This is a genomic window from Pseudomonas sp. GGS8 (assembly GCF_024168645.1).
Taxonomy (GTDB): Bacteria; Pseudomonadota; Gammaproteobacteria; order Pseudomonadales; family Pseudomonadaceae; genus Aquipseudomonas.
This window is the reverse complement of sequence record NZ_JALJWF010000001.1, coordinates 1349198-1362854: the sequence shown is the minus strand read 5'-3', so window position 1 is coordinate 1362854 and position 13657 is coordinate 1349198. Positions and strand designations below refer to the sequence as shown.

Annotated in this window: 8 protein-coding genes; 6 read left to right on the top strand and 2 right to left on the bottom strand. The window is 59.5% G+C overall.

What is annotated here, in order from left to right; translation table 11 throughout:
• Window positions 1-182 precede the first annotated feature (182 nt).
• The 6 genes from J3D54_RS05945 to J3D54_RS05920 all read left to right on the top strand — a co-directional run bounded on the left by J3D54_RS05945 (window position 183) and on the right by J3D54_RS05920 (window position 9904).
• Entirely contained in the window at window positions 183-2201 is a 2019-nt protein-coding gene (locus J3D54_RS05945; protein WP_253417094.1) for a type VI secretion system tip protein VgrG, read from the top strand.
• Window positions 2191-2928, top strand: a complete 738-nt coding sequence (locus J3D54_RS05940; protein WP_253417093.1) for a DUF4123 domain-containing protein — start codon at window positions 2191-2193, stop codon at window positions 2926-2928. The genes J3D54_RS05945 and J3D54_RS05940 overlap by 11 nt, the downstream gene beginning before the upstream one ends.
• Window positions 2928-7712: an RHS repeat-associated core domain-containing protein gene (locus tag J3D54_RS05935; protein ID WP_253417092.1), complete on the top strand. Its 4785-nt coding sequence runs from the start codon at window positions 2928-2930 to the stop codon at window positions 7710-7712. Before J3D54_RS05940 ends, J3D54_RS05935 begins: the two co-directional genes overlap by 1 nt.
• Before the next feature lie 11 nt (window positions 7713-7723).
• Entirely contained in the window at window positions 7724-8140 is a 417-nt protein-coding gene (locus J3D54_RS05930) for a hypothetical protein (protein ID WP_253417091.1), read from the top strand.
• Window positions 8141-8501: 361 nt separating this feature from the next.
• On the top strand, window positions 8502-8825 hold the full coding sequence (locus J3D54_RS05925; RefSeq protein WP_253417089.1) for a hypothetical protein: 324 nt from the start codon (window positions 8502-8504) through the stop codon (window positions 8823-8825).
• Between the two features lie 239 nt (window positions 8826-9064).
• Window positions 9065-9904 (top strand): 23S rRNA (adenine(2030)-N(6))-methyltransferase RlmJ, encoded by an 840-nt coding sequence (locus tag J3D54_RS05920; RefSeq protein ID WP_253417088.1) that lies wholly within the window; start codon window positions 9065-9067, stop codon window positions 9902-9904.
• A gap of 123 nt (window positions 9905-10027) precedes the next feature.
• On the opposite strand, the gene msrA is transcribed toward J3D54_RS05920, so the two are convergent.
• Both msrA and J3D54_RS05910 read right to left on the bottom strand, forming a co-directional pair.
• Window positions 10028-10675 (bottom strand): peptide-methionine (S)-S-oxide reductase MsrA, encoded by a 648-nt coding sequence (gene msrA, locus J3D54_RS05915; protein WP_253417086.1) that lies wholly within the window; start codon window positions 10673-10675, stop codon window positions 10028-10030.
• Between the two features lie 244 nt (window positions 10676-10919).
• Window positions 10920-13613 (bottom strand): bifunctional diguanylate cyclase/phosphodiesterase, encoded by a 2694-nt coding sequence (locus J3D54_RS05910; protein WP_253417085.1) that lies wholly within the window; start codon window positions 13611-13613, stop codon window positions 10920-10922.
• Window positions 13614-13657 lie beyond the last annotated feature (44 nt).

Genomic DNA, 13657 nt, shown 5'->3' with positions numbered 1-13657 from the left:
AGCATCGAAGTTCCTCTGTGGGAGCGGGGTCGCTTTTGAGGGAATGTCTGTAGTGCTTTATTCCGATTTTTGAAGGAAAAATCCCTAAAAAAGTAGGGAGAATCTGATTTCCCTGTCCCTCCATCAACAGCCCTTGTCGCTCATGCAGAATCGCCCGCCTTCATTCTGCAGAGACACATCGGATGTTCGCGCCTGCCAATCAACCGCGTTTCACGTTGACCCTCGACGGCGTCCAGAATGAGCTCAAGGTGCTTGAGTTCACGGGCAAGGAAGCCATCAGCCAACCCTACCGTTTTGACCTGGAACTGGTTAGCGAGCGGCCCGACATAGAGCTCGAAAGCCTGCTGCATCGTCAGGCGTTTCTGAGTTTCGATGCGCAAGGCTCCGGTATTCATGGTCAGATTTTTCGCGTCGGCCAGAGCGATTCCGGACACCGTCTGACGGGCTACCAGATCAGTCTGGTACCGCGCCTGACGTACCTCGGGCGGCGTATCAATCAGCGGATTTTCCAGCATAAAAGCGTGCCGGCGATCGTCGCGCGAATCCTCAAAGACCATGGCATCCAGCGCGATGCCTTCGAGTTCCGGCTCGGCAGCGACTACCCCGATCGCGAGTACTGCGTGCAATACGCCGAAAGCGATCTGGCGTTCATCCAGCGCTTGTGTGCCGAGGTCGGCATCCACTACCACTTTCAGCACAGCCTCGACGGGCATCTGCTGGTGTTTGGCGATGACCAGACAATTTTCCCCCGACTGCCCGAGCCGACGCTGTATCTGCCGGGCAGCGGGATGGCCGCGGATGCACCGGCGATCAAGCGTTTCAATGTACGGCTGGAAACCCGCACCACCGCAGTCACCCGTCGGGACTACGACTTCCAGAAACCGCGTTTGCAACTCGAAAGCCGCCTCGACAGCGAACAGCGGCCAGTGCTGGAGGACTACCACTTCCCCGGCCAATTCACTGACCGTGAACACGGCAAACACCTGACTCAACGAGCGCTGGAGCGGCACGGCGCGGATTACCGTCAGGCCGAAGGTCGAGGTGACGAATCCGCTTTGGTCAGCGGGCATTTCCTACACCTGGCCGAACACCCGCGTCAGACGTGGAATGACCTGTGGCTGATCACCGAAATCGAACACCGTGGCCGTCAGCCGCAAGTGCTGGAGGAGTCGGCCACCAGCGACAGCCCGGATGATTTCCAGGGCTACCGCAATACCTTTCTGGCGACGCCGTGGGACGTTTCTTTTCGCCCACCGCTGGGGCCGGAAAAACCACGGATGCTCGGCTATCAACCCGCCGTGGTCACCGGCCCGGCTGACAGCGAAATCCATTGCGACGAGTACGGTCGGGTCAAGGTTCAGCTCGCCTGGGACCGCGACGGTCAGCTCAACGAACACTCCAGCTGCTGGCTGCGCGTAGCCACAGGTTGGGCTCACGACCGTTACGGCAGCGTGTTGATTCCTCGCGTCGGCATGGAAGTGTTGGTGGGGTTTATCGATGCCGATGCCGACAAACCGCTGCTGATGGGTTGTCTGCCCAACGCTGCGACGCCGGTGCCCCTCGATCTGCCGGCCGACAAGACCCGCAGCATCTTCCGCAGCCAAAGCAGTCCCGGTGGCGGCGGTTACAACGAAGTGCGCATCGAGGATCGTAAGGGCGCCGAGGAAATCTATCTGCGCGCCCAGCGAAACTGGACTCAGCACGTGCTGAACGATCAACAGGTGCAGGTCGATAACCAGCGCAGCATCGTCGTCACCGGCACCGCCCGCCATGAGTTGAAGTCCGACGAAAAGCGCATCACCCACGCTCAACGCCAGACCGAAGTGCGGCGGGACGATCACCTGGTGGTGGTCGGTGACCGACACATTCGCGTGACCAGTCAGGCCCTCAACGCCAGTCAGCAATTCCACGTCAGCGCCGGCCAGCAAGTGGTCATCGACGGCGGCGCCAGCGCGACCATTCAGGCGGGCGGGCAGTGGATCAGCATCGGCCCCGGCGGAATTTTCAGCAGCGTGCCGATTCAGGTCGGCGGCGCACCGATGGCGGCCATGGCTTCAGTACCGAGCTTGCCGGATGTGCCATTGAAACTCGCAGCCGCCCCGGCGGCGCTGCTCAGTGCCGCGCAGATTCTCAGCCTGCAAAGCGACGCGCCGTTCTGCGAAGAGTGCGAGCGCTGCAAGGACGGTGTCTGTGCCGCCTGATGTCCTGTCCCCTCGCGCCTGGCTGGAACGCCAGCCACTGCAACCGTCGGAGCAACTGTTCGCGATTTTCAGCGGCGCCAGTGCCGCTGAACCGCTGAAAGCCTGGCAGTGCTCGATCACTGCACAAGCGCCAAGCCCGATCTGGGCCGGCACTGCCTACGCCGAGTGGGAAGCGGTGATGCCCTATGTCGGAATCGTCGCCGCTGACAGTGAGTTTCTGGAGTGGGTCGCCGCCGCTGAGTCCCGCGATTGGGGTTGGCTGGCGGTTTCTTCTGCCACTCAAGACGCGCTGGTCGAGCATTTGCGCAGCCTTACACAAGTCCTGATGCCCAATGGCAACGCGGTGTTTTTTCGCTATTGGGATGGGCGTTATTGGCTGCCGATTCTGCAGTCTGCCGAGGTTGATGCCGCGCAACTGATGCCGGTGATCGGGCGCTGCCTGATCAATGGCCAAGCCTTTGAAGTCGGTGGCAGTGCGCTTAAAACCGCCAGGGTTTTCCCTTGGTGGGAAGTTTCTGAATCGCTGCTCAAACACCTCGCCACCGAGTCCGCGACAACACACATCAACAACCTGCTGAAGTGGTTGAGCGAAGACCGCCCAGACCTGTTTGAAGCGTTTTCCGAAAGTGTTTTGCGGCACAAGGTCGCGAGTTTTCTTGAGGCGTCGGACCTGCCCCATGCACCGAAACAAGCGTTGGTGGATTACCTGATGGCGGAGCTGAACTGATGGATCAGATTGTGCGCATCGAGCAGGAGCTCGACAGTTTTCCGAACACCCTGTCCCTCTACCGTGAACAACTCAAGCACTGGTTCAACCAGGCCGCCGACAAGGCCAGCCATGTGGTGGATCTGCCATCGCTGATGGGCATGGAACGGATCATCCGGTTCGGAAGCTCCAGCACCGCAGTCAGCAGCAGCGACGATGATTTTTTCTCCACCGTCGTCCAGTGCCCGAAAGGCGGAAAGCTCGAGATCGAGAGCAAGTTCGAATCGGTTTATGACATTCCCGTGGGGAATATTCAGGTCGATGTGATTGCGCAGGAGAGCGGGGAGTCGACGCCGGTCACGCTCGATGAACACGGTAAGGGACAGTTCACCGGTACACCCGGCAAGTTCTACCGCATTCACATTCACAACGAAGTCACAGCGCAGCACGTTGAAGATCTTTTCTCTTCCTACGATGGCCTGACGAAGGAACTCGACAGCTGGCTGCGTGAGGAATGGCAGACGTTCAAGCCGAAGTGGTCGCAATCGTCTTCGGTGGCTGTAGGCAATGGAATGCTCGCGGGCAGTTGGGCAGCGATCGAGGGCGTGTGGGACAGCATCGGCCTGCTGTCGGGCATTCTCAAGGATCCGGCGAAGTTTGGAGAGCGGTTGGGCGAAAGCGCCGCAGAGCTGGAGAAGCTCGCCAAAACCGCACCGGATGTCATGGAAAAAGCGCAGTTGCTAGTCAGTGACGAAGCAGCGCTGTGCCTGCTGGTGCGTTGCGCCAGCCTGTGGCTGGACATGCTGCCACCGAGCGAAATCGCCGGCAAAACCGCCGAAGCGGTGTCGATGGTGGTGGTGCAGTTGCTGATCGACATCCTGATTGGCCTCGTCCTGACGTTCGCCGGGGCGGGCGCCGGCATCGCCTATTTGACGATGCGTCTGGCTGATCGAGCCGCGCAGTTGCTCAGTGCCGTTCTGCGTCTCGTGAAGGCGATGTTCACGATCATCAATAACTTCATCAGCTACGTCGACCGCTACAAAAAAGTCGCCGCCCGTGGCATTGCAGCGGGTCTGAAAAAAGGTCGGATGCAACTGCGCTGGGATGCCAAACGCAATACCACGCTGAAAAAAGACGAACACCACGACGACTCCCCGGATCAGGCGAAAAATCCCAACGGCGACAGCGCCACGTGCGTGCCGTCCACCTGCAAGAACGGCTGCCCGGTGTCGATGGTCACCGGCGAAGAACTGCTGACCCTCACCGACGGTTCGCTGGACGGCCTCCTGCCGTTCGACTTCACCCGGCTCTACCGCACCAGCGCCGCCGAGATCGACTGTGGCCTGGGCTTTGGCTGGAGTCATTCGCTCGCCCATCGGCTGGAAATCGACAGCGACACGGTCATCTGGATCGACCACGAAAACCGCCGCACGACGTTTCCATTGCCGAGCAGCGAACGCCCGGCGATCCACAACAGCCTGTCGCGCGCGGCGATTTATCTCGGCGATGACCCCGAGGAACTGATCCTCGCCCAGGCTGGCGACGACACGCGGTTCTACCACTTTCATAGCGGTCGGCTGACGGCAATCAGCGACGCGTACGACAACCGATTGCGCATCACCCGCGACCGCCAGGAACGCATCCAGCGCCTCGACAACGGTGCCGGCCGCGCCTTGCTGTTGCGTTATGACCGCGCTCATCTGATCGCCGTCGATTACCAGTGTTTTCGTCCGGCCCAGACCCTCGCCGAGGCGTGGCACACCGAACAAACCTTGGTCAGTTACCACTACGACGAACGCGATCAACTGATCGAAGCGAGCAACGCCGCCGGCGAAAGCGAGCGTTACGACTACGACGACAACCACGTAATTTTGCAGCGGCAACTGGCCGGTGGCGCGAGTTTCTTCTGGGAGTGGGAACGGTCTGGCAAGGCGGCGCGTTGCATCCGGCACTGGGCGTCGTTTGCGCAGATGGACACGCGTTATGTCTGGGACGATCAGGGCAGCGTCACGGTCCAGAACATCGATGGCAGCGAAGAGGTTTACGTCCACGACGACCGAGCGCGACTGGTGCGCAAGGTCGAACTGGACGGCGGCGAACACCTCAAGGCCTATGACGAGCAGGGCCGGTTGGTCGCCGAGCAGGATCCGTTGGGGGCTGTCACCGAATACCGCTATGACGACGTCGGACGGTTGGTGGCGCTGATTCCGCCGGAAGACGAACCGACGTCCTACGAATACCGCAACGGTTTCCTGTATGCGCGCTATTGCGGCAAAGCGGTGTGGAAATATCGGCGCAATGCCCAGGGTGATGTCACCGAAGCGACCGATCCGGAGGGCCAGGTCACCCATTATCACTACGACGACAACGGTCAGTTGCTGTCGATCCGTTACCCGGACACCAGCCGGCATGTGTTTGTCTGGAATGGCTTGGGGCAACTGCTCGAAGAAACCTTGCCGGACGGTGGTCAGCGGCGGTTTTCCTACGATGTGCTGGGGCGGCAGCTTACTCGTCAGGACGAACACGGTGCGGTCACCCAGTACCAATGGGACGCCGTCGGCCGACTGATCCAGACGACGCTACCCAACGGCGCCACGCGCGCGTTCAGCTACAACGCCTACGGCAAGATCACCGCCGAACGCGACGAACTGGGCCGCGTCACCCGTTACGAATACGTCGACGATTTGCACCTGGTCAGCCGCCGGATCAACCCCGATGGCACCCAGCTCCAATACCGCTACGACAACGCGCAGCTACTGCTCACGGAAATCGAAAACGAGTCCGGCGAAAAATATAGCCTGGACTACACGCCCAACGGCCTGATCCGACAGGAAACCGGTTTCGACGGCCGCCGCACCGCCTACGTCTACGACCTCAATGGCCACCTGCTGGAAAAAACCGAGTTCGGCGACGACGGCTCGCAGCTGGTGACGGCTTATGAGCGGGATTCGGCCGGACGGTTGCTGGTCAAAACGTTGCCCGATGGCATCCAGGTCGAATACCGCTACGACTCGCTGGGCCGACTGACCGGCGTCGACGACGGCCACGATCACCCGCTGGAGTTCGAGTACGACCAGCAGGACCGGCTGATCACCGAGCATCAGGGCTGGGGCACCCTGCGCTATGGCTACGACGCCTGCGGCCAGCTCAACCGCCTGCGCCTGCCGGACGGCAGCAAACTCGATTACCACCACGCCAAGGGCGGCGCGCTCACGGCTATCGACCTTAACGGCGCACGGCTCACCAGCCACCAATTCGTCTTCGGCCGCGAACAGCAACGCCAGCAAGGACAGCTGACCAGCCAGTACCACTACGACGAACAAGGCCGGTTGCAAGCCCACGCGATCAACCAGTCAACCAAACCGCTGTACTTGCGCCACTACAGCTACGCCGTCAACGGCAACCTGGCGAGCATCGCCGACAGCCGTCATGGCCAGCGCAACTATTACTACGACGCACTCAACCGCCTGACGCGGGTGCGCCACACCCGCGACGACCCACCGGAAACCTTCGCCCACGACCCGGCCGGCAACCTGCTGATGCAGGACCGCCCCGGCGCCGCGAAGGTGCTGGGTAATCGCCTGCTCATGCAAGGCGACTGCCATTACGACTACGACGCCTTCGGCAACCTCATCCGCGAACGTCGCGGCACCGGGCAGAAACTCGTCACCGAGTACCGCTATGACTGCCAGCATCGGCTGATCGGCGTCACCACGCCGGACGGTCGTTGCTCAAGCTACCGCTACGATGCCTTCGGCCGCCGCATCAGCAAAACCGTCGACGGCAAAACCACCGAGTTCTTCTGGCAGGGCGACCAAGTCGTCGCTGAAAGCTGCAAGGAGCATTACCGCAGCTACGTCTACGAACCGGGCAGCTTCCGCCCGCTGGCCATGCTCGACGGCAAAGGCCCGCGCAAGGCTTGCCCGTTCTACTACCAACTCGATCATCTCGGTACACCGCAGGAACTGACGGATTTCGGTGGCGAGATTGTCTGGTCGGCAAAGTACAACGCCTACGGCAAAGTCACGCGCCAAACATTCGGCGGGGGCGAGCAACTTGAACAACCGTTACGGTTTCAGGGCCAATACTTCGACGCCGAGAGCGGCCTGCACTACAACCGGCATCGATACTATGATCCGGAGGTTGGTCGGTATCTGACGCCGGATCCGATCAAGTTAGCGGGCGGGCTGAACCAGTACCAGTACACGCCGAACCCGACGGGGTGGGTTGATCCGTTGGGGTTGAGCGGGAATTGCCCGCCGCCGAATAAGCCGGGGTGTGGGGCACCGGATGATACGACTGGCGTTGGGGTTGATGAGGGTGAGCCGCCGCTGCCGAAGCTGACAGGTGATCAGCGGAGGGCGCGGATTGATGAGTTGGCTGAAGCAAATGCTAAGAGGCGGGTCATAGAGTTTGAGAAAAAGTACGGCATGCACACCGTGGCAAAACATAATCCGGAAATACCTGGCAAAGCGCTAAAGCAGAGATCTATTGATGGCAGTCACCCAACAAAGAAAGGCAAAAAGGAGAAGATTAACCCCAGTTCCCAGTTTAAAAGCTGGTTGCTCCAGATGCATGCAATAAATGATGCTGTTTCTAGAATGAGTCGAAAGCCTCCAGCTCCCACGGGTTTTACTCAATCAGGGGATCCCGTTGTAAGGAGAGAAATGCCGGGTGGCGGTAGAGGGTATAAGCCTAATAAAAAGGATTTACAAAACCCGAAATATATAGATGAGTTAAATTATTCAGAGGTTAGGTTTCGTCAAGGTGGTGTAGTTAAACCCTATACTGCATTCCCAGATTAGGATAAGTGAAAATGTTAAAGTGGCCTATGTATGATCTTCCTTTCGAGCCGACACTGTTGTATTGGTTGGGAGGTATTTCTATTTTTGATCGTGAGGAAACCCTTGGCGAGGCTTTGTGGGTATATAATCCGAATGATAAGTCTGATAGAGAAAAAATTATTAAGTTGTTTGTGTTAAGTAATCTTGAGTGTCTGCCGTATAGACACCGATTTTTTATGTTTAAAATCCTCGAAGATGCCTTGATGCAGGAAAGTTTTGACTTTTCTACTCAGTTTGAAAGCGACTACGACGCCAATACGTCTATGGCTTGGGATGAAACAGAGATAGACGATCCTCGTGGTTTTTTTGAAGATATATATAAGTTGGCAATCGAAGAATGGAAAGACGACCTACATAAGGCCCGTCTTGAAGACCAATCTACTTGGTGACAGAGAGGGGCATGAGGAGGCAGCGAAATTTCTGGGCAAGGTCGTCGGAAGTTTCCTTCAAGTCGTAGCGGTTTTCATGAACTGGTGCGGAGTGAACTCCATGGATAATCTTTGGCTGTCACTGCAAAACACAGTGACAGGGTGTAGGAACCCTTGGAGATTCACCGCGTGTCAGCGCTGTCGTTTGATTGCGGCACTTAATTCGTGTCCGTAAGATCGTTCATGGCGGCTGTGCGCGGGACACGCTTCGGCGTGGCTGAGTCTGGTGGATCCTCAGTTTCCTACTCTCGCGTACGCTGCCACCCAAGCCCGTAGGAAAGGCCGTTGGTAGCTTGAATTTATCCACCAAGGTCTATCAAAAATGAAAACATTTACACCCGATCCACCCTACGAAAAACCAATCCCCCATCCCGAAAACCGCTTCATGGCGCTCACCGGCAACTGCACCGACATGCCCACACTGTTCGTCGATACCCACGCGCCGCTGGATATCTTGACCGACGCTGCCAGCTATCGAGTTCGCGCCGTTACTCAGGTACTGGAAAACATGTCCATGCGCGGTTCGGTCGAGTGCGAATCCTTCATTCTTAGTGATTTTGCCTTGCTCTGTGCCATTTCGTTGCGCGATGGGTGTGATGTGCTGGATGTGATTGGGCGGCGGTTGCGGGCTCGGTCTTCGGACTAGCGCCGAGTAGCTTTTGTGGCGAGGGAGCTTGCTCCCGTTGGGCTGCGTAGCGGCCCCAAAACCTGCAACCCGGTTTTGTCAGTTGTACCGAGGGGTTTGGTTTGGCGACTGCTTCGCAGTCGAGCGGGAGCAAGCTCCCTCGCCACAGGGATTGTGGGGCTGCAACTGCCCGCTCGGCCGCGAACCCCTGACGTTCGTCTCTGTACAAGGTAAACTTCCCGGCCTTCGCAGGAGCAGCCATGAATTATCGTCACGCCTTCCATGCCGGCAATCACGCCGATGTGTTCAAACACCTGACTTTGACCCGCCTCATCGCCTTGATGTCGCGCAAGGAGCAGCCGTTTGCCTATCTCGACACTCACGCCGGTATTGGCCTGTATGACCTTCAGGGCGATCAGGCCAGTCGTACCGGTGAGTACCTGGAAGGCATCGCGCGGTTGTGGGATCAGCCGGATTTGCCGGCGCTGACCGCCGATTACATGAAGGTGCTGCACGACATGAACCCGGATGGCCAGTTGCGCTATTACCCGGGGTCGCCGGAGTTGGCGCGGCGCCTGACGCGGCCGCAGGATCGGGTGATGCTCAATGAGAAGCACCCCGAAGACGGCTTGCTGCTCAAGGACAACATGGCCGGTGATCGTCGGGTGAAGGTTCACTTGGGCGAAGGCTGGCATGTGCCGCGGGCAATGTTGCCGGTACAGGAGAAGCGGGCGGTGATGTTGATTGATCCGCCGTTCGAGCAGCTCGATGAGATGCAGCGCTGTGCGGCGTCGCTGAAAGAGGCGATTGGCCGGATGCGCCAGACGGTGGCGGCGATCTGGTATCCGGTGAAGGATCAGCGGGCGTTGCGGCGGTTTTATCAGGACTTGGCCGGCTCGGGCGCGCCGAAGTTGTTGCGGGTGGAGTTGTTGGTGCATCCGCTGGATACGCCGAACAGCCTGAACGGCTCGGGGTTGGCGATTGCCAATCCGCCGTGGGGGCTGGAGGAAGAATTGCGTGAGTTGCTGCCGTGGTTGTCCAAGAAGTTGGGGCAGACCCAGGGTGGGTGGCAGATGGATTGGTTGATCGCCGAGAGCTGATCAGTTGCATGTGTGGCGTCTAGTCGGACGCCTTCGCGGGCAAGCCCGCTCCCACAGAGATTTATGCCGATCACATAACCTGTGGGAGCGGGCTTGCCCGCGATGCTTTTCAGGGCCCGAAAATCAGATCGGGCACGTCACGCCAGTACCGCCAATCCCGCAATACCCTTCAGGGTTCTTGGCCAGGTACTGCTGGTGATACGTCTCGGCGAAGTAGAACGTCGGCGCTTCTTCGATTTCGGTGGTGATGGTGCCTTTGCCAGCCTTGGTCAACTCGGCCTGGAATATTTGCCTGCTGTGCTTGGCTGCAGCCAGTTGAGTCGGGTTGGTGGCATAGATCACCGAGCGGTATTGGGTGCCGATGTCGTTACCCTGGCGCATGCCCTGGGTCGGGTTGTGCAGTTCCCAGAACATCTTCAGCAGCTGTTCGTAGCTGACTTTTGCCGGCTCGTAGACCACCAGTACCACTTCGCTGTGGCCGGTCAGGCCCGAGCAAACTTCTTCATACGTCGGGTTTGGCGTAAAGCCGCCGGCGTAACCCACCGCCGTACTGACCACGCCTTCACGCTGCCAGAACTTGCGCTCCGCGCCCCAGAAGCAGCCTAGGCCGAAGATCGCGAAATCCACGTCCATCGCGAAAGGGCCCAGCAGCGGGGCGTCGTGGACGAAGTGTTTCTCCGGTACGGTCATCGGGGTTTCGCGGCCAGGCAGAGCTTGTTCTTTAGTCGGGAGCACGTTTTTGTTCACCAGAATTTCCGAGCGCAGAACCATGATCAGTCCTCTCAGTCAGGTTGAGATGTAAATACAGACTGCCAGTTTGCCCAATGCCGTCCAGTTACGCACTACCTCTATGGGAGCGACCTGTGGCGAGGGGGCTTGTCGGAACACCGCACCGCCCCGTTTGAGTGCGTAGCACTCACAAGCTCTTTGGTACATCAGAGATTTTGGGGCTGCTTCGCAGCCCAACGGGGGCAAGCCCCCTCGCCACAGGTCGCTCCCACAGGGGATGTCGCTGTCAGACGAATGGGCCGCGTGGGTAGCGTTTGAGCTTTTCGATCAGCTCCGAACCCGGAATCGGACGGTCGAACAGGTAGCCCTGGCCGACGTCGCAGCGGTGACGGCGCAGGAAGGCCAACTGCTCGGCCGTCTCGATGCCTTCGGCCACGACCTTGAGTTTCAGGTTGTGGGCCATGGCGATCACGGCGGAGGTGATTTCCATGTCGTCCTGGTTGTCCGGGATTTCGTGGATGAAGCTTCGATCGATCTTGATGATGTCGATCGGGAATTTTTTCAGGTAGCTGAGCGACGAGTAACCGGTGCCGAAGTCGTCCATCGCCAGGGTCAGGCCCAGACGCTTGAGCTGATCGAGCTGCAAGTGCGTGTCTTCGGTGGCTTCCAGCAGCAGGCCTTCGGTCAGTTCCAGCTCCAGCAGGTTCGCCGGCAGCGCTTCTTCTTTGAGGATGTTGGCGATGGACGCCACCAGGTCCGGGTCGGAGAACTGCTTGGGCGACAGATTGATCGCCACTTGCAGGTTGCCCAGGCCAGCGGCGGTCAGGTCTTTGCTCATGCGGCAGGCCTGGCGGGCGATCCATTTACCGATCGGGATGATCAGCCCGGTTTCTTCGGCCACGCTGATGAATTGGTCCGGGCGGATCATGCCCTTTTCCGGATGGTTCCAGCGCAGCAGCGCCTCCATCCCCAGCAAGCGACCGCTGCGCAGGCACAGCTTGGGCTGGTAGAACACGTCCAGTTCGTTCTGGGTCAGGGCGCGGCGCAGGTTGTTTTCGACGAACAGTTTGTAGCTGGCTTCAGCGTTCAGCGCTTCGGTGAACACTTGCACCTGATGTTTGCCGTTGGCCTTGGCCTTGTGCAGCGCCAAGCCGGCGTTGCGCATCAGCGTCTGTGGGTCGCGACCATGTAGCGGCGCGCAGGCCAGGCCTACGGAGCCGGTGACGCTGATCAACTGGTTGTCGACGAACATCGGTTTGTCGAGGGTTGCCAGCAATTGATTGGCAACCAGCTGGCCCGCCGAGAGGTCAGTGTCGTCCAGCAGCACCGCGAATTCGTTACTGGCGAAGCGCGCCAGACTGCCGCTCGAACTCAGGCTGTTGCGCAGGCGCCGCGCCAGGCTGATCAACAGTTTGTCGCCGGTCTGGTGGCCGAGGCTGTCGTTGATCCGCTTGAAGTTGTCGATGTCCACCAGCAGCAGGCTGATCGGCGTATCGCTGTCTCGGGCAAAGCGTTCATCGAGGTTGCGGATGAATGCCGGACGGTTGCCGAGGTTGGTCAGGTTGTCGGTGTAAGCCAGGCGCTCGATGCGTTGCTGGGCGAGCTTGGTCTGGGTGATGTCTTCGTAGATGCCGATGTAGTGGGTCAGCTCACGGTTGTCGCCATAGACCTTGGAAATCGACAACTGGCCCCAGTAGGGTTCGAGGTTTTTACGCCGGCTCTTGAATTCGCCCTGCCAGCTGTTGCTCTTGGCCAGCGCCGACGGAGCGTCGAACAGCAGTTCGCTGAGGTTTTCCAGGGCTGGCAGTTCCGACAGCCGCTGGCCGTGGACTTCCTCGGTGGTGTACTGGGTGATCGCGGTGAAGCTTGGGTTGACGTACTCCACCACGCCGTCGCAATTGACCAGCAGAAAGGCGTTGGCGCTTTGTTCCACCGCACGCTGGAACAAGTGCAGGGCGCTGGTGGCGGTACGGCGGTTGTGGTTGTTGATGACTTGGGCGAATTGATCCGCCAGTTCGCCGGCAAAGGCGATTTCGTCCGATTGCCAGGCGCGGGTCGCCCCGATCTGTTCCAGGCAGAGCACGCCGACCACCTGGCCATCGACACGGATGCTGGCGTCGAGCATGGCGTTGACGTCGCGCGGGCGCAGGTACTCGGCGATTTCCCGGGTGCGCGGGTCGCGCATGGCGTTGTGGGCGTCGATGGCGCGGCCAGTGTGCAAGGCGTCGAGGTAATCGGGAAAACCACTGGCGTCGATGGGCTCCGGCAGTTGGTGATTGCGGGTGGCACGGTGATAGGCCGAGATTGGCGTCAGTAGCGAGCCGTCGAGGTTCCACAGGCTGGCGCAGTCGATTTCATAGATGTCGCAGGCGCTGCGGGTGATCAGTTCGGCGGCTTCTTGCAAGGAATTGTTGGTGCTGTAGCGCTGGCGGGTCAGCAGCAGGATCAGGTCTTGCTGGGCACGCACCCGGTCCAGGTGCTGCAGTTGTTCCTGCTGGGCACGTTGATTGAGTTCCAGGGCGATTTGCAGGCGTGAGTTCTGGGTTTCCAGATCCAGCGCTGGCAGTAAGGGTTCGCCGTCGAACAGACCGTCCACCACCATCAGGTAGCCGCGCAGCAGGTGTCGATTGTGTTGTTTGTAGGCTTCGCCCAGTTCCAGCAGGCTCAGAACGCCGGCGGCGGTGTGCAGGGTGTAGCGGATCAGGTAATGCGGGTTTTCGGTGAGCTGTTGCTGGATCGTGTCGTGCAGTTGATAGCGCGCTTCGGGCTCCATCAGGCTGGCGTACGGCGAACCGACCAGAGCACAGAGCTCCACCGCCGGCAGGCCGAACTGTCGTTCGCAATTAGGATCGAGAAACAGCAGCGCCCAGCTTGGTTCATTCAGCCGTTCGAAACGCAGCATGCCGAGCCGCGAGGGCACAGGCAACTGCGTCACTACCTCGGCCACCATACGGCTGGCGGCATCGGGTTGGCTTTTCATTGAGGGAAACTCGCTTCGAATATGCTGATCGCGCCGGGCTCTCG